General features: G+C 71.1%; 13 protein-coding genes and 1 riboswitch. Of the genes, 6 read left to right on the top strand and 7 right to left on the bottom strand.

The features are described 5' to 3' along the window. Positions 1–22 precede the first annotated feature (22 nt). Positions 23–2,194 (top strand): hypothetical protein, encoded by a 2,172-nt coding sequence (locus tag ACIP63_RS10025; protein WP_401513167.1) that lies wholly within the window; start codon positions 23–25, stop codon positions 2,192–2,194. An 8-nt stretch (positions 2,195–2,202) separates the two neighbouring features. Beyond that, positions 2,203–2,835 (top strand): hypothetical protein, encoded by a 633-nt coding sequence (locus ACIP63_RS10030; RefSeq protein WP_401513170.1) that lies wholly within the window; start codon positions 2,203–2,205, stop codon positions 2,833–2,835. A gap of 23 nt (positions 2,836–2,858) precedes the next feature. Here the strand turns inward: ACIP63_RS10030 and ACIP63_RS10035 are convergent, their stop codons facing one another. Both ACIP63_RS10035 and ACIP63_RS10040 read right to left on the bottom strand, forming a co-directional pair. Further along, positions 2,859–3,107: a hypothetical protein gene (locus ACIP63_RS10035; protein WP_401513173.1), complete on the bottom strand. Its 249-nt coding sequence runs from the start codon at positions 3,105–3,107 to the stop codon at positions 2,859–2,861. Next, positions 3,094–4,428, bottom strand: coding sequence for a PspC domain-containing protein (locus ACIP63_RS10040; protein WP_401513175.1), 1,335 nt, complete (start codon positions 4,426–4,428; stop codon positions 3,094–3,096). The genes ACIP63_RS10035 and ACIP63_RS10040 overlap by 14 nt, the downstream gene beginning before the upstream one ends. Before the next feature lie 175 nt (positions 4,429–4,603). Here ACIP63_RS10040 and ACIP63_RS10045 point away from each other — a divergent pair, with 175 nt between their 5' ends. Both ACIP63_RS10045 and ACIP63_RS10050 read left to right on the top strand, forming a co-directional pair. Continuing rightward, on the top strand, positions 4,604–5,902 hold the full coding sequence (locus ACIP63_RS10045; RefSeq protein WP_401513178.1) for a PspC domain-containing protein: 1,299 nt from the start codon (positions 4,604–4,606) through the stop codon (positions 5,900–5,902). After that, a complete protein-coding gene (locus ACIP63_RS10050; protein ID WP_099173788.1) occupies positions 5,899–6,594 on the top strand; it encodes a response regulator transcription factor in 696 nt (231 codons plus the stop codon). Before ACIP63_RS10045 ends, ACIP63_RS10050 begins: the two co-directional genes overlap by 4 nt. A gap of 13 nt (positions 6,595–6,607) precedes the next feature. Here the strand turns inward: ACIP63_RS10050 and ACIP63_RS10055 are convergent, their stop codons facing one another. After that, a complete protein-coding gene (locus tag ACIP63_RS10055; protein WP_401513181.1) occupies positions 6,608–7,363 on the bottom strand; it encodes a GNAT family N-acetyltransferase in 756 nt (251 codons plus the stop codon). A gap of 12 nt (positions 7,364–7,375) precedes the next feature. Continuing rightward, entirely contained in the window at positions 7,376–8,446 is a 1,071-nt protein-coding gene (locus ACIP63_RS10060) for an NlpC/P60 family protein (RefSeq protein WP_401513182.1), read from the bottom strand. Positions 8,447–8,800: 354 nt separating this feature from the next. On the opposite strand from ACIP63_RS10060, the gene ACIP63_RS10065 reads away from it, so the two are divergent. After that, positions 8,801–9,154 (top strand): hypothetical protein, encoded by a 354-nt coding sequence (locus ACIP63_RS10065; RefSeq protein WP_401513184.1) that lies wholly within the window; start codon positions 8,801–8,803, stop codon positions 9,152–9,154. A 61-nt stretch (positions 9,155–9,215) separates the two neighbouring features. Here ACIP63_RS10065 and ACIP63_RS10070 read toward each other — a convergent pair whose 3' ends face one another. Then, a complete protein-coding gene (locus tag ACIP63_RS10070; protein WP_401513187.1) occupies positions 9,216–10,379 on the bottom strand; it encodes an NlpC/P60 family protein in 1,164 nt (387 codons plus the stop codon). After that, a riboswitch (cyclic di-AMP (ydaO/yuaA leader) is annotated at positions 10,378–10,540 on the bottom strand. Its footprint overlaps the gene before it by 2 nt. Before the next feature lie 256 nt (positions 10,541–10,796). Here ACIP63_RS10070 and pcrA point away from each other — a divergent pair. Beyond that, a complete protein-coding gene (pcrA, locus tag ACIP63_RS10075) occupies positions 10,797–13,235 on the top strand; it encodes a DNA helicase PcrA (RefSeq protein ID WP_401513190.1) in 2,439 nt (812 codons plus the stop codon). Positions 13,236–13,282: 47 nt separating this feature from the next. Here pcrA and ACIP63_RS10080 read toward each other — a convergent pair whose 3' ends face one another. Both ACIP63_RS10080 and ACIP63_RS10085 read right to left on the bottom strand, forming a co-directional pair. Continuing rightward, positions 13,283–14,938 carry a M23 family metallopeptidase gene (locus tag ACIP63_RS10080; RefSeq protein ID WP_401513192.1) on the bottom strand — a complete coding sequence of 552 codons (1,656 nt, stop codon included), beginning with the start codon at positions 14,936–14,938 and terminating at the stop codon, positions 13,283–13,285. 238 nt (positions 14,939–15,176) lie between these two features. Beyond that, positions 15,177–16,115, bottom strand: a complete 939-nt coding sequence (locus ACIP63_RS10085) for an esterase/lipase family protein (RefSeq protein WP_401513195.1) — start codon at positions 16,113–16,115, stop codon at positions 15,177–15,179. Between the last annotated feature and the right edge of the window lie 240 nt (positions 16,116–16,355).

Raw genomic sequence — 16,355 nt, forward strand, 5'->3', positions numbered from 1 at the left:
AGCTACGGGGCTGGGCAGCGTAATGGCAGCAGAAGTGATGACGGCGCAGGAACTCACCGACCTGCGTCTGGGCACACTGGACACGGCTGTGTCCGACTGGGAGAAAATGCACGGCAAGCTGGACACCCTGGCCACCGGGGGCGGCGGCGGTGTGAGCGGCAAGGCGCTGGAGACGCAGGCGAAGGCCGCCGACTGGTCGGGCGCCAACGCCACCGTCTCCAAGGAGTTCGTCACCAAGATCGCAGTCGAGTTCCAGGACGTGGCCGCCCAGGCGAAGAGCGTGCTCGGAATCCTGCGTGACGCCAGTGCCGCCCTCAAGAAGCACAAGACGGCCCTGCAGACGGTCATCGACGATGTCGCCAAGCACAACATCTACATCAACGCCAAGGGCGGAGCGGTCGCCTCCGTACCCTCCGGTGCGGCAGCGGGCAAGGGCGACATCCCTGTCCCCACCGACGAGGAACTCGCCGTCGCGGAGCGTCGGGTGAAGCGGGTGCTCTGGGAGGCGAGCGAGACCGACCGCATCGCCGCACGGGCCCTGCGCGCACTCGCCAAGAACAAGCATGACTTCACCGGCGACGGTCCCGGCGGGCTCAAGGAGGCCGATGACCGTCAGGGCAAGGCGGACGCCGAGTACTGGGCGAAGAAGGCCCAGGAGAGCAACCCCGGGGAGTGGAGCGACGAGGAGATCGCGCGCTTCAACGAGACGCTCAAGAACCAGCGGGACAACCCGGGCTTCAGCGAGCACTTCGCGACGACTCTCGGCGGCGAGGGAACACTCCAGTTCTGGAGGGACATGGCGGCCCCGCCCGGCGGCGCGGTCGAGGGCGACCGGGCCAAGACCCTCGCCGAGGTCCAGGACAACCTGAGCATGACTCTGGCCACGGCGACCCAGAGCGACAGCCCGGCCATGGACACCTGGAAGCGGGAGGTGATCGCGGCCGGCGACAAGCCGTTCCCGATCCAGGGACTGCCGATGGGGCCCAACGGCTACCAGGTCATGAGCAGCCTGATGGACAAGGGCAAGTTCGACGACGAGTTCCTGAACGACTACGGCGACAGCCTGCTGAAGTACGAGCGCGAGTACCCGGGAGACCCGGAAGTCGCCTGGCGCGACACGGCCAACCTCAACTACCCGCCCACGGATGAGCCCAACGACCCGTTCGTCGGTTTCATGGAGGGCCTCGGTCACAACCCCGAGGCGTCGCTGGACTTCTTCAACGATTCGACGACCGCGGACGGCAAGGAGATGGACAACTGGGACTACCTGGTGGCCAAGGGCGACGACGCCCGCGAATGGCCGCCGGGCGAGGACGGCAAGCCGCTGGGTCACGACGCCCTGGGGCACGCCCTGGAGTCGGCGACGATCGGCGTGCCGTACGACTCGGACGCGACACCGCCGAAGCACTCGGCCGGCAGCTCGGACCTGGTCAACCGGATCGTCGGGGAGTACGGCAAGAACCACGACGTGCTCAAGGACTCCCCGCTGAGCGACAGCCTGGGGAACATCACAGCGGAGTACATGCGTGATGTGCAGGACGGGATGAACCTGGGCCGCGACATCAAGACATACGGCAGCAACGCCAACCTGGGCGACCTGTCGCCGGGGCTGCTGAAGGACTTCCTCGGCGGGGTGGGCAAGGACCCCGACGCCTACGGGGCCATCATCAACTCCCAGCAGGCGGTCACCACCGAACTCATCAACGAGGGTTACCACGACAAGGCGAAGTACGAGGAGTTCTCGGAGGAGATCGGAAACCGCATCAACCCCGGCGCCGAGATCGCGGGGATCATGGCGGAGTCCCGTACCCAGGCGGTCTACGACGACAAGATCGCCGCTGACGCCGAGTTCAACGAGAGTCTGGCCACCACGGACAAGTGGGCGGACCGCGCCATCGACATGGGACTGTCCAGGTTCCCCGTCGCAGGAGATGCCGCCGGAATGATCATCGGGGACATCAAGGAAGCCGTCGTGGACCACTACACCCGTGACTCCAGCGATGAGGCGGGGCAGGACCGCAGCGACTTCCTGGAGAGCCAGCGGGTCAAGTCCGCGGACGCCGTTTACGACGCCACGTACCAGGCGGCACGCGAAGCCGGGACCGACCCGGAGAACGCCGCAAGCCAGGCCGACGCCGCAGCCCGCGAGGTCAAGCAGGGCTACGGCATGGGCCGCCAACGGGCAGGGAGCTGAGAAGGACCGTGCAGAACGATGGGGCGGCGATGCCGGCGAGCGGCAACAGGCGGAAGAAGATCGTGTTCGCCGCTCTGGGCGTTCTCGTGGTCGCCGGAGTGGGCGTGGCCGTGTTCCTGCCGGATCAGAAGCCGGCCCTCTCCGTACCTGACCGAGTGTGTCAGGAGGCGGTGCCCGGTGCCCACGTGAAGTCTCTGCTGCCGGAGAACGGCGAGGCCTTCGAGGAGGGCTCCACGAACTTCATGGCGGACGCGTCGAAGGGGCTGGGGAAGTGCGACCTGTCCGGCGGGGGCAGGGATCTCGAGATCAAGTACAGCAGGATCCAGGAACCCGACTTCACCTGGGATTCGGTGCGGCAGGACGCGTCGAAGCCTGACAACACTCCGCTCTCGCTCGGGCCGGCCAGTGGATACGTCGGTAACAACAGGGCCGAGCTGTTCGTCGACTGCCCGTACTCGAAGGGGCGTAGGGATGCCCTGGAGGTCTCGGTCGGCATCGCGGGAGTCCCGGACACGGAGGACACCACCAGAACGGCGGAGCTCTCCGCGCTGACGGCCGACGTCGCCCGCGCGGCAGCCCGCGACGTGGTCGGCTGCGAGCGCGCCGCCGATCTTCCCGACAGCGCGCCCAAGATCGGCTGATACCGGCTCGCCGCCGATGATGGTCAGGACACTCTGGCCGAACCGGTCGCCGGCGCCTCCGCCGACGCCTTCCGCGCCTCACGCCGTCGCCGTAGCCGGTAGCTCACCCAGGTCACCGTGGCCGCCAGCCACAGGCCGCCGAGGAACACCGGGGCGAAGAACGTCCACGGGGCGTTCCACGCGCCCGCCGCGTCCGCCGCGTAACCGGCCGCCAGGGTCAGCATGACGAGGCCCGCCACCGCGCGGCCCGGCCGGATCTCATGACGCAGCACGGGTGACCTCCAGTTGTCCGATGCCGACGCCCATGCCCAGCTCGACGGTGCCGGCGGGCTTGCTGTTCTCGGCGGGTCCGATGGTCTGCCGGGTGCGCCGGTCGGGGGCGATGTCCACGTCCTTGCGCCGGTCGGACGGGAACTGGATGTCGCCGAGGCCCGCCTCCGCGTCCACCTTCACCGTCACCCCGGCCGGTACGACGACGAGCGCGCGGCCCGCGCCGACCTCGATCCGGGTGCGCAGGGTCTCGCCCTTCGGGACGGTGACCTCGGACAGGTCGAGCTTCGCGACCCCGGTGCCCAGCTTGTACAGGGGCTCGACCGTGGCCACCGACGCCGGGCGCCACTCCTCGCGGACCCAGTCGGTGCCGACATCTTCCGGAACGGCCGAGGCGCCCGCCAGCAGCCCCGCAGTGATCATGGCCAGCAGGACCGTGCCGAAGCCGGTCCTGCCGAGGACGGAGGCGACGAGCAGGCCGAGGCCGAAGACCCCGAGTGCGGCGGCGAGACCGATCTGCAGGCTGGGCCCCAGCGGATGGGTCTCCCAGCTCAGCCCCGTGCCGAGGCCGCCCGCGAGCAGGGCGAGCAGGAGGACGAGGCCACCGATCGAGCGGGGGCCCCGGGTGCCCGTCGGGCGGTAGGGCGGGCGGTACGGGGCGTCCGGCGTCGGCCTGTTCCTGCCGAGCTGCACCGCCTCCGGCACCGCGCTCTCGGGACCCCAGAGATAGCCGGTCCCCGCCGGGCCGGTCGTGCCGTCCTTGACGATCGGGTCCCGCCACCAGGACGGGCTGCCGGGCGTGGGCGGTGCCTTCACCTCGGGGGGCGCCCCGTGGCCGGCGGCGTGCGCCGTGCTTCCCGGGGTGTACGCCGCCGTGCCCGGCGCGTCCTCGGGCGGAGCCGTCCGGCGGTGCCGGCTCCAGACCGAGAAGCCGATCACCGTCAGCGACAGCATCGCGTCGAAGGCGAGCATCCCGCCGTTGTGCAGCATGGACAGCAGCAGCCCGCACCCGGCCAGGGCCAGCACCAGCGCGATCAGCGAGGCGCCCTCCACCCGGCCCGACAGCAGCCTGCGCGCCTCGTTCTCGTCCTCGCCCTCCAGCGGGAGCAGCAGCCACGCGAAGCCGTAGAAGATCAGTCCGATGCCGCCCGTCGCGGCGAGGACTCCGAGCACGATCCGGAAGATCACCGGGTCCACGTCGCAGTACCGGCCGAGCCCGCCGCACACCCCGGCCACGACCTTCTGCCGCGGGCTGCGCTGCAGCCGCGGTGCCGGCTCGGGGGGTGGTGTGACGCCGGGGGAGGCGCCCTGGGGAACGGTCATGGCTCCATGGTGACGGCCCGTACGCCCTTGTGGGACCTGTGACGACCCTGGCCGATCCCTGATATTGCGTCCCGGAGGCCGGTGAGGGCCCGCCCGGCCGCCCCCTGGCCTCCTCAGGGTCGAGTCCGGGCAGACCCTGATGCCGCGGCCCGCCGGAACGTGTGACGATCGGTGCATGCCAGCAGCCACGACCCGAGCCCCGAGCTCGCACGCCCCGGACCCGGAGGAGCCGGCGCCGCGCAAGCTCTACCGCAGCGCGGACGGGCGGATGCTCGGCGGCGTCGCGCGCGGGCTCGCCGGACACCTGGGGCTGCCCGTCGCCTGGGTCCGGTTCGTCTTCCTCGGACTGTTCTTCGCGGACGGCCTCGGCGCCCTGCTCTACGCCGTGTTCTGGATCGTCGTACCGCTCGGGGTCGGCGGGGGCGGCGGGATGGGCGGGGTGGAGCGGTCCCTCTTCGAGACCGCCCCGGACGGCCGGCGCAGGCTCCGCAAGCCGGACAAGGGCCAGGTGTTCGCCCTCGTCGCGCTGCTCATCGGCGCCATGGTCTTCGTCGGCAACGTCGACATGGGAAGCAAGGCCGACCGTTACGTCTGGCCCGCGCTGCTGATCGGCGCGGGCTCCGTACTGGTCTGGCGCCAGGCCGACAACGCGCGCCGCGCCCGCTGGATGGAGGTCGGCCGCCGCCGCCGTGTGCTGCAACTGGCCCGCGGGCTGGCGGGCGTCGCGCTCGTCGGCCTCGGCCTCGCCGCGTTCATGGTGGTGCGGGGGTCGGCGGCCCAGCTCGGCACCGCGCTGACCGCCGCCATCGCCGTACTCACCGGGATCGCGCTGCTCGCGGGCCCCTATCTCGTCCGGATGACACAGGACCTCTCCGAGGAACGCCTGATGCGTATCCGGGCCCAGGAGCGTGCCGAGGTCGCCGCCCATGTCCACGACTCCGTCCTGCACACGCTCACGCTGATCCAGCGCAACGCGGACGACGGTGGCGAGGTCCGCAGGCTCGCCCGCGCCCAGGAGCGCGAGCTGCGCAACTGGCTGTACAACCCGGAGGGCACCGGCAAGGAGGAGGCCGAGGAACCGGCGACCCTCGCCGACGCGGTCAAGCGGGCCGCCGCCGAGGTCGAGGACAAGCACGGGGTCCCGCTGGAGGTCGTCGTCGTGGGCGACTGCCCGCTCGACGAGAAGCTGGCCGCACAGATGCAGGCCGCACGCGAGGCGATGGTCAACGCCGCCAAGTACGGTGGCGAGGGCGGTGCCGTCCAGGTCTACGCGGAGGTCGAGGGCCGCACGGTCTTCGTCTCCGTACGGGACCGGGGGCCGGGATTCGACCTGGACGCCGTTCCGGGCGACAGGATGGGCGTACGAGAATCGATCATCGGCCGGATGCAGCGCAACGGCGGCACGGCGCGGCTGCGTTCGGTGCCCGACGGGGGCACGGAAGTCGAGCTGGAGATGGAGAGGGCGAGCGAATGACCGAGAACACCGAAGCGACCGGGGGCCCGGAGCGCCGGGTACGGGTCGTGCTCGTCGACGACCACCGGATGTTCCGCACCGGCGTCCAGGCCGAGATCGGCCGCACCGAGGAGACCGGGGTCGAGGTCGTCGGCGAGGCCGCCGACGTCGACCAGGCGGTCACCGTGATCACCGCGACCCGTCCCGAGGTCGTCCTCCTCGACGTCCACCTCCCGGGCGGCGGGGGCGTCGAGGTGCTGCGGCGCTGTGCCCCGATGATGGGCGCCGTCGAGAACCCGGTGCGTTTCCTCGCGCTGTCCGTCTCGGACGCCGCCGAGGACGTCATCGGCGTCATCCGTGGCGGCGCGCGCGGCTACGTCACCAAGACCATCACCGGCACCGACCTCGTCGACTCCGTCTTCCGGGTCCAGGAGGGCGACGCGGTGTTCTCGCCGCGGCTGGCCGGGTTCGTCCTGGACGCCTTCGCCTCGACGGACGCCCCGCCGGTCGACGAGGACCTGGACCGGCTGACGCAGCGCGAGCGCGAGGTGCTGCGGCTGATCGCCCGGGGATACGCGTACAAGGAGATCGCCAAGCAGCTGTTCATCTCGGTGAAGACGGTCGAGTCCCATGTCTCGGCCGTGCTGCGCAAGCTCCAGCTCTCCAACCGGCACGAACTGACCCGGTGGGCCACGGCGCGTCGGCTGGTCTGAGCCCGGCCCGTGCTCAGGCGGGTCCGAGCGAGATGTTGAGCTTCTCGCCGGTCCTGCGGTAGCCGACGCCCGCGTAGATCCGCTCGACGTCGGGGCCGCCCGGCTCCAGCCACACGGTGGTGAAGCCGCGCTCGAACGCGGCGCGGGTCAGCCACGCGGAGAGGGCCGCGCCGACGCCCCGGCGGCGGAAGGCGTCGGCGACGGCCAGACCGGCCAGTTCGCCGATGCCGTCGGCCGGGGCCGAGCAGCCGCCCGCTCCGGCGGGCCGGCCGTCCACGGTGGCCAGGGCCGAGACGCCGCCGCTCTCCGTCGCCCGGCGCAGCCAGGCGATCTCGCCGTCGTCGGGGCCGCCCTCCCCGCCGAAACCGGTGTGCTGGACGGCGGCCGCGGAGGTGAACTCCGCGTCGGTGACGGGCTCGGCGATGCGGAGGCCGTCCACCGGCTTGGGTGCGAGCAGGCCGTCGGCGGTGCAGGCCATGACGGGTGCGCGGTTCTCGACGGTGAAACCGGCCGCCAGCAGGGCCGGTTCGACCGCGGGCGCCCAGGCGGGCAGGAACTCCAGCCGGGGCAGCCGGTCGTGCTCACGGAACGCGGTGACCAGGTCGGCGACGTCCTGTGCGGTGGGTTCGGCCCCCTGGTCGGGGATGGCGTAGTTGGCGAACTTCAGCTCCCAGCCCGGGTTGTGGCGCACCGTGAAGGGGCCGACCCGGTAGTGGTCCGGCGAGCGGAGAGCGAGCGTACGGGCGTAGTTCTGGATGGCGGTGTCCATGGGCCCGGGAGCCTATGCGACCCGGGTCGCACCCGCGAAAGGCATTTCGCTGATCGGCGCGATACGGACGGGGGCGCCCGGGCGCGGGGCGTGGATCATCTGGCCGCCGCCGATGTAGAGCCCGACGTGGGTGACCCCGGAGTAGAAGAACACCAGGTCCCCCGGGGCGAGTTCGGACCGGGAGACGCGTTGGCCCGCGTTGATCTGGGTGTACGTCGTACGGGGCAGGGAGACTCCCGCCGCGCGCCAGGCGGCCTGCGTGAGGCCGGAGCAGTCGAAGGACGCGGGGCCGGTGGCGCCCCAGACGTACGGCTTGCCGAGCGCCCCGTACGCGAAGTCGACGGCCTGTGCCGCACGGGCGTTGGGAGCGGCCACGGAACCGCGCGGGACGCCCCGGTCGGCGCGTACGGCGCTGCCGCCGTGCGCGGCGTCGGCCGAGCGCTCGTAGCCGGCGCGCTGCTCGGCCGTGAGGGTGGCCAGCAGCTTCCTGGCGTCGGCGAGCTTGGTGCGGACCGCGTCCTTGTGCTTCTTCAGGTCGGCCCGGCGTGAGGCGAGGACCTCCAGCTCGTCCTGGGCCCGGGCGCGCAGCTGGGCGATTTCGCCGACCTGCCGTCGTACGCCCTGGAGCGCACCGGCCTGACGGTCGCCCGCCCGGTCCTCGTAGGAGGCGCGCTCCAGATACTCGTCCGGGTCGGAGGAGAGGGCCAGCCGGACGGCGGGGTCGATGCCGGCGCTGCGGTACTGCGCGGTGGCGAACGAGCCGAGGGCGTCGCGCGCGGCGTTGAGACGCTCGGTCCGGCGGGCGGCCTCGTCCCGGAGGGCTTCGAGGGACTTCTCGGAGGCCTCCGCCTCCTCCTTCGCGCCGTTGTACTTCTCCGTGGCCACCTCGGCGTCGTGGTAGAGCCGGTCGACCTTGGCCTCGACCTGGGCCGGGGTGAGCTGGGGGTCGGCCTGGGCGGCGCCTTCGAGGGCGGTCGCGGTCGCGGCCCCGGCGAGGGCGAGGGTGGCTGCTGTGCGGGCAGCAGGTCCGGTGAACAGACGCTGCTTGGGCTTGCGGTGAGCGGCTTCTCGATGGGCGGCCACGGGGGTGGTGCGTCCTTCCGTTCGACTGCCCGTCGGTGGGTGCCGCGGGCCCGCCGGGGTCCGGCGGCGGGTCACCACAGGGGGGAGTGGCCCGCCGCCGGATTCCTGGCGGGGCGACCGGGGCCGCCCGGTACGGGGGCGGTGGTGCAGAGCCGGTCACCTGGGAGGGACGGTAAACCCGGCGCACAGGGAAGAGGTGTAATGACAGCTATTGCCCTCATATGCTGTTTCGTTTCCGTCGGTTGACCGGAAAAATCAACCGGAGTCCGGCAATCCGCTCAGGATCCGGGGGAACTCATCAGTAAGTCGTACCTGGCCGAAGAGTGGTGATATCGCCGCGGTTAGGCTGCCGCCATGGACGTACTCATCAATGTCTTCGTGGCCCTGCACATCATCGGTATCGCCTCCCTGCTGGGCGGCTTCCTGACCCAGATGAAGGCCATGGGGACAGGCACGGCGCGCTTCGTCCCGGCCATGCTGCACGGCGCGCTCACCATGCTCGTCACGGGTGTCGCCCTGGTCGGGCTCAACCAGGCCGACGACCAGAGCGTGAACAACGTCAAGATCGGCGTCAAGCTGCTGGTCCTGATCGTGGTCCTGGCGCTCGTCTATGTGAAGCGGGACGAGGAGAAGGTCGGCAAGGGCGCGTTCGCCGCCGTCGGCGGGCTGACGGTCGCCAACATCTTCATCGCCACGCTCTGGACCTGAGCGCGCACGGGCGGGCCCGGGACTCTGCCCCGGGCCCGCCCGCCGGTGGTGCTCCCGCGCGTCACGCGGGGCGCACGCTGCCGTAGATCGGCATGTAGTAGATCGACTCCTCGCGGACGTTCGCACCCGGCTTCGGCGCGTGGATCATCATGCCGTCGCCCTTGTAGATGCCGACGTGGCTGATGTCGTCGTAGAAGAAGACCAGGTCCCCCGGCCGCAGATCCGCCGTGGCCACCCGGGTGCCGACCTCGACCTGGTCCCAGGTGGTGCGGGGCAGATCGACCCCCGCCTCCTTCCAGGCCGCCTGGGTGAGCCCGGAGCAGTCGTACGAGGACGGGCCCGTCGCCCCCCAGACGTACGGCTTGCCGATCTGGGCGCGTGCGAAGGCCAGGACCTTCTCGGCCTTCGAGGCGTAGCCGCTGTCGGAGCCCGTGCCGCCGGTCTCCGTGCCGGTGCCGGTGCCGGTGCCGCTGCCCGAGCCGGCCTCCTCCTTCGCGGCCTGCTCGGCCTTCTCCTTCTCGGCCTGCTGCCGGGCCAGCTCCTCGGCCTTGCGCTTGGCCTCGGCCTCCTTCTTGCGCTCCAGCTCCGCGAGCCGCGCCTTCTCCTCGGCCGTCAGCTTCGACAGCAGCGAGCGGGCCTCGGTGAGCTTCGTCTGCACCTGCTGCTTGCTGGTACGCAGGGTGGCCTGCGACTCGGTGAGCGTCTCCAGGCTCTTCGTCGCCTCGACGCGCTTGGCCGCCGCCTCCTTCTGCTGCGTACGGAAGTCGGCGACCGCCTTCTGCTGCTGGCTGGTCATCCGGGCCATCAGCTGGTCCTGGTCGAAGTACGACTGCGGGTCGTCCGCGAGGAAGAACGTCGCGGTCGGAGCGATCGAGCCGCTGCGGTACTGCGCGGTGGCGTAGTTGCCCAGCTCCCGGCGCGTCTCGTTGAGCTTGTCGGCCCGCTTCGCCGCGGCCTCCAGCAGCGCGTCGACCTTGGAGCGCTGCTCGGCCGACGCGCTCTTCGCCTTGTTGTACTGCTGCGTCGCGGTGCCGGCCTGCCGGTAGAGGGCGTCGACCTTCTTCTGCACTTCCTCGATGCTGGGCTTGGGCTCGGCGGGGGCGGCCGTCGCGCTCTGGGTGGAGAGCAGGGTGACGGAGGCGAGCGCCGCGGTCGTGAGACCGACGGCGGGGGTGGTGGTGCGCACCCGGGTGCGCGGCTTGCGATGCGACGGCAAGGCCGGCATCTCCTTCCGTGGGACCGCCTACCGGGTTAGCTGTCGGGTTCGGGCGGAACGGAAGGCTGCCCTACGGTCCGGTGGAGACGGGCCGATTCACCCCGGTGATGCGTGTGGGTCCCCGGTTCCGGACACCCTTCGGGGGAGTACGGATTCGGCGGGGGCGCCCGTGCGGCGCGGTTCGCCTCAAGGGGGTACGGGGCACCCGTCGGAGCACGCTAGCCAACCCGTGGTGTCCCTGTGAAGGTTGATGTTCGATATGCCCGATACATTTTCGTGACCTTTTCCGGGCGGTGGCCCCCGGGCCGGGAAACCGCCCCGGAATCTTACGTTCCGTGGACGGACGATCTCGTTGCGCACACGGTCCGGGCCCTTGTCGCCGATGCGGCCCGGGTTGTCGGTGCGGCGCCCTAGACTCGTTAGGCGATGAGCAGCCTCTTTGACGACAGTTTCCTGACCGGCCTCCAGCAAGCGGAGGACGGCCCCCCGCCGCCCCCTGAGGAGCACGCGCCCGAAGGGGTGCCGGAGGGCCTCTTCGAGGACGTCTTCGACGCGCCTCCGCCGCCGCGCGACGCCTACTACCGCGACGGCGCCCCGCGCCCCGTCATCGACTCCGCCGCGCTGCTCGAAGGGCTGAACACCGAGCAGCGCGCCGCCGTCGTGCACGCCGGGGCCCCGCTGCTCATCGTCGCCGGGGCCGGCTCGGGCAAGACCAGGGTGCTCACCCACCGGATCGCCCACCTTCTGGCCGAGCGCGGTGTGCACCCGGGGCAGATCCTCGCGATCACCTTCACCAACAAGGCCGCCGGCGAGATGAAGGAGCGCGTCGAGGACCTCGTCGGCCCGCGCGCCAACGCCATGTGGGTCATGACGTTCCACAGCGCCTGTGTGAGGATCCTGCGCCGCGAGTCGAAGCGCCTGGGCTTCACCTCGTCGTTCTCGATCTACGACGCCGCCGACTCCAAGCGGCTGATGGCGCTGGTCTGCCGCGATCTGGACCTCGACCCGAAGCGCTACCCGCCGAAGTCGTTCACGGCGAAGGTGTCGAACCTGAAGAACGAGCTCATCGACGAGGAGACGTTCGCGGGGCAGGCGGCCGACGGCTTCGAGAAGACGCTGGCCCAGGCCTACGCGCTCTACCAGGCGCGGCTCCGCGAGGCCAACGCCCTGGACTTCGACGACATCATCATGACGGCGGTGCACCTGCTCCAGGCGTTCCCCGACGTCGCCGAGCACTACCGCCGCCGCTTCCGGCACGTCCTCGTCGACGAGTACCAGGACACCAACCACGCGCAGTACACCCTGGTGCGCGAGCTGGTGGGCCCGGCCGGCGAGGACGACGCCCCGGGTGAGCTGTGCGTCGTCGGTGACGCGGACCAGTCGATCTACGCCTTCCGCGGCGCGACCATCCGCAACATCCTCCAGTTCGAGGAGGACTATCCGGACGCGACCACGATCATGCTGGAGCAGAACTACCGCTCCACGCAGACGATCCTCTCCGCGGCCAACGCCGTCATCGAGCGCAACGAGAGCCGCCGCCCCAAGAACCTCTGGACGAACGCCGGCGCCGGCACCAGGATCGCGGGCTACGTCGCGGACACCGAGCACGACGAGGCGCAGTTCGTCGCCGACGAGATCGACCGGCTGACGGACTCCGGGGACGCGAAGGCGGGCGACGTCGCCGTCTTCTACCGCACGAACGCCCAGTCCCGTGTCTTCGAAGAGATCTTCATCCGCGTCGGACTGCCCTACAAGGTCGTCGGCGGAGTGCGCTTCTACGAGCGCAAGGAGGTCAGGGACGTCCTGGCCTACCTCCGGGTGCTGTCCAACCCCGAGGACACCGTCCCGCTGCGCCGCATCCTCAACGTGCCCAAGCGGGGCATCGGCGACCGGGCCGAGGCGATGATCGACGCCCTGTCGATGCGCGAGAAGATCTCCTTCCCGCAGGCGCTGCGCCGGGTGGACGAGGCGTACGGCATGGCGGCCCGGTCGGCGAACGCCGTGAAGCGGTTCAACACGCTGATGGAGGAGCTCCGCACGATCGTGGAGTCCGGCGCGGGCCCGGCGGTCGTGGTGGAGGCCGTCATGGAGCGGACCGGCTATCTCGCCGAGCTCCAGGCGTCCACCGACCCACAGGACGAGACCCGTATCGAAAACCTCCAGGAGCTCGCCTCCGTCGCCCTCGAATTCGAGCAGGAGCGGGCGGAGGAGGAGGGTGCGGGCACCCTCGCCGAGTTCCTGGAGAAGGTCGCACTCGTCGCCGACGCCGACCAGATCCCCGACGAGGACGAGGACGGCTCCGGTGTCGTCACGCTGATGACGCTGCACACCGCGAAGGGCCTCGAATTCCCCGTGGTGTTCCTGACGGGCATGGAGGACGGCGTCTTCCCGCACATGCGCGCGCTGGGACAGGTCAAGGAGCTGGAGGAGGAGCGCCGGCTCGCCTACGTGGGCATCACGCGCGCCCGTGAGCGCCTGTATCTGACCCGGGCGTCGATGCGGAGTGCGTGGGGGCAGCCCTCGTACAACCCGCCGTCGCGGTTCCTGGAGGAGATCCCGGACCAGCACCTGGAGTGGAAGCGCAAGGGCCCGATGGCGGCTCCGGCGGGGCCGACGTCCGGCATCACGTCGTCGCTGTCCTCGTCGCGCTCGAAGTCCGGGCCGTCGGGGTTCGCGACCCGGCGCACCTCCGAGAAGCCGGTGGTCACGCTGGTGGCCGGGGACCGGGTCACGCACGACCAGTTCGGCCTGGGCACGGTGACAGCGGTCGAAGGATTCGGCGACCAGGCGAAGGCGACGGTCGACTTCGGCGACGAGCGGCCCAAGAAGCTGCTGCTGCGCTACGCGCCGGTCGAGAAGCTCTGACCCGGGCCGGCCGTCACACGGGGGCAGCCCTCATGTGACGGCCGGACTCAGTTCGGGTTGATGCCGTGGCTGCGGAGCCAGGGCATGGGGTCGATCGCGGAGCCGCCACCGGGCCGTACCTCGAAGTGCAGGTGCGGGCCGGTGGAGTTGCCGGAGTTCCCCGAGTAGGCGATGACGTCGCCCGCCTTGACGGAGCCGGAGCGGATCTTCGTGGTGCTGAGGTGGCAGTACCACGTCTCGGTGCCGTCGGCCGCGGTGACGATGGCCATGTTCCCGTAGGCGCTGTTCCACTGGGTGCGGACCGTGCCGTCGGTCGCCGCCATGACGGGCGTGCCGTAGGAGACGGGGAAGTCGATGCCCGTGTGGACGGACATCCAGTTCACACCGGCCTGGCCGTAGGTGGCGCTGAGGCCGTGCTGCTTCACCGGCAGCACGAACTTGGGACGCGCGGCCTCGATGCGCGCGGCCTCCGCCGCGCGCCTCTTCTTCTCGGCGGCCTGACGCTCCTTCAGGTCGATGCGCTCCTGGGTGCGGCTGGCGCGGTCGGCGAAGTTCTCGGCGTCGGCGCTGAGGTTGGCGAGCTGGGTGTCCAGCTTGTTGTTGGCCACGGCCGGCTTGACCGTGTCGGCGGCCGCCATGGACGCGGTCTCGTCCTTCGTCTCCTCGCCTCCGCTCACCGAGGCCGCGGCGATGCCGGCGACGCTCATGACGCAGGCGGAGGGCACGGCGACGGTGAGGAGCGCGGAGCGCTTCGCGGGGGTGCGGCGCCGGCCCCGGCCGCCGCGCGGGGCGGCGGAACGGCCCCCGGGGCGGGCGGACGCGGCCGTGGACGCGGAACCGGCGGTCACGTCGACGACGTCCGACAGGGGCTCGTGCTCACCGCGGGCTTCGAGCGCCTCGGCGTACGGGTCGGTGTGCGCGAATCCGTCCTCGGCGTACGGGTCGGTCTGTGCGATCCCGTCCTCGGTGGTACCGGCGTGGACGTGGGAGCCGGGGGAGTCGTGCGTCTCCCGGGCGTCGTGGACGTCGTCGGCGTCGTGGGCGCCGACGCCGTCGTGGGAGGCGAACTCGGCGGTCTCGTACGGGTCGTAGGACGCCGACTGGTGTTCGTACGTGGGATACGACGTCTGTTCGGGTGCGTACGCGGCGTCCTCGGGCGTGGCGCCGGTGTTCCAGGCGGTGGCGTCGAAGGTGCCGGTGTCGGGCGTCGCGTAGCTCTCGTAACCCGCGGTCTCGAAGGCGGGCACGCTGTACGTGCCGGTCGCGTAGGCCGTGGTGTCGAACGTCGCGGTGGGGAAGGCGCCTGTGTCGCCCGCCGCCCACTGGCCGGCCTGGCCGGTGTGGTCCCAGCCCGTGGTGTCCCACTGGCCTGTCGCGTCGGGGGCGGGGGCCTGGGCCGGGATTCCGGCCTCGGGCATCCAGGTGGCCGTCGTGTCGTAGCCCTGGGGCGCCTGCGGGGGGTGGGCCTGGGCGTCATAGGCGTCGTACGAGGCCTGTTGATGCGCTCCGGTGTCCCACTGGCCGCTGTCGTGACCGCCGCCGTAACCGCTGTCGTACGCCGGGGCGTAGCCGCCGCCGTACGTCGTCCCGTGGCTGGTGTCGTGCTGACCCGGCAGGGTTCCGAAGAGCGGGTCGGTGTCGAAGCTGCCGGTGGACTGGCTGTCGTATCCGGCATACCCGGCGTGGGGGTGCTGGTCGTTCACCAACTTCTCTCTCGCCTCGGCAGCAGAACCTGTTCCGGGGTCCGGTGGGGGGATCCCAGGGTGAGCAGTGGCCGCGACTGTACCCGGCGGTAGGTGAGGACGACAATCTTCGGAGGCTTTCAGCCCCTCAGGAAACGGGCAATCGGCCGCCTTTCGGTGGACCGGAGAGGCAGCCTTGGCTCTATGTTCGACAATTGTTCTATTCGGTGGGGGCGTGTGGGGGGCCTGAGGCAGGAGATCAGGCGACGGAGGTGGCTCCCGGGGCGGCTCCCGCAGCTCCGAGTGACGCGCCGTCGGACTCGAGTGCCTGACGGATCGCGGACGCGATCGCGGGGTGGACCGGCAGTGCGAGATGGCCGATTCCCGTGACGCGCACATTGACCGCGTCGAGGTCGGGGTGATCGACGCAGGCCGTCTCGACGGGCAGCATCACCCGGTCCAGCTCGCTCCAGAAGCTGATGAACCGTGTCCGGCAGCCCGGGGCCGGGCGGCGCAGCTCCTCGATCAGATCCGATCCGCCGCGCATCTGGCGGACGATGGGGTGCGCGCCTGCCAGCGGGGCGGCGGCGGTGCCGCTGTGGGGCGTACCGAGGGTGACCAGTGTGCGGACCCGCCGGTCCCCGCCGAGCCGCTGCACGTAGTAGCGCGCGATCAGGCCGCCGAGGCTGTGGCCGACGATGTCGATCTCGCGGTGACCGGTGCGGGCGCAGATCTCCTCCACATGGCGGTCGAGCAGCTCGGCCGCCGTGCGGATGTCACAGGTCAGTGGTGAGTAGTTGAGCGACTCCAGATGGTGCCAGCCGTGCCGGGCCAGGGAGCGGCGGAGCAGGACGAACACGGAGCGGTTGTCGATGAAGCCGTGCAGGAGCACGACGGGCGGACGGGTGTCGGCCGCGGAGGGCAGCGCGGTCGTGCCCGCTGTGTCGGCCGAATCAGCGGTGCCCGCGGTGTCCGCCGAACGGGTGAGGCGCTCGGAATCCGTGTCGGATCCGGCGCCGGTGTCGGGCGGGGGCATGGGGTGCCGGCGCTCGGGGGCGAGGCCGGACGGATAGATGAGCACGTGCCCGGCGAGGATCACCAGCTCCAGCGCGGTGGCTCTGATCAGCGTCGACGACAGCCAGGCGGGGCGCAGGCACGGCCTGCGCAGCAGTAGGGGTAGGAAGGACAGGACCTTCATGGCCGACCTCCTGCACTGGCATGCGGGGGAGGCGGCTCCCTGCCCCGTACGCCCTCACGGGGGTGCTGCGGAGGTGACCGGCGGCCCGGCGGCCCTGATGCGGCCGGGGGCCGTACCACCGTGCCGTGCGGCTGACGGCGCGGTGATACGGCGACCTCGTTGCGGCTCCCCTGGCGGCGCTCCCCGCGCGGCCGACGGGCCGCCCGGTGCTGGGAACGACGCCGGCGAACATGTCCCATG

Origin of the sequence: Streptomyces sp. NPDC088746 (genome assembly GCF_044751065.1) — a bacterium.
GTDB lineage: Bacteria > Actinomycetota > Actinomycetes > Streptomycetales > Streptomycetaceae > Streptomyces.

Excerpts from the sequence above, each read along its gene's own strand:
- ACIP63_RS10085 (WP_401513195.1), bottom strand. The coding sequence starts at position 16,115 with ATGAAGGTCCTGTCCTTCCTACCCCTACTGCTGCGCAGGCCGTGCCTG.
- ACIP63_RS10045 (WP_401513178.1), top strand. The coding sequence starts at position 4,604 with ATGCCAGCAGCCACGACCCGAGCCCCGAGCTCGCACGCCCCGGACCCG.
- pcrA (WP_401513190.1), top strand. The coding sequence starts at position 10,797 with ATGAGCAGCCTCTTTGACGACAGTTTCCTGACCGGCCTCCAGCAAGCG.
- ACIP63_RS10065 (WP_401513184.1), top strand. The coding sequence starts at position 8,801 with ATGGACGTACTCATCAATGTCTTCGTGGCCCTGCACATCATCGGTATC.
- ACIP63_RS10040 (WP_401513175.1), bottom strand. The coding sequence starts at position 4,428 with ATGACCGTTCCCCAGGGCGCCTCCCCCGGCGTCACACCACCCCCCGAG.
- ACIP63_RS10055 (WP_401513181.1), bottom strand. The coding sequence starts at position 7,363 with ATGGACACCGCCATCCAGAACTACGCCCGTACGCTCGCTCTCCGCTCG.
- ACIP63_RS10050 (WP_099173788.1), top strand. The coding sequence starts at position 5,899 with ATGACCGAGAACACCGAAGCGACCGGGGGCCCGGAGCGCCGGGTACGG.
- ACIP63_RS10025 (WP_401513167.1), top strand. The coding sequence starts at position 23 with ATGGCAGCAGAAGTGATGACGGCGCAGGAACTCACCGACCTGCGTCTG.
- ACIP63_RS10070 (WP_401513187.1), bottom strand. The coding sequence starts at position 10,379 with ATGCCGGCCTTGCCGTCGCATCGCAAGCCGCGCACCCGGGTGCGCACC.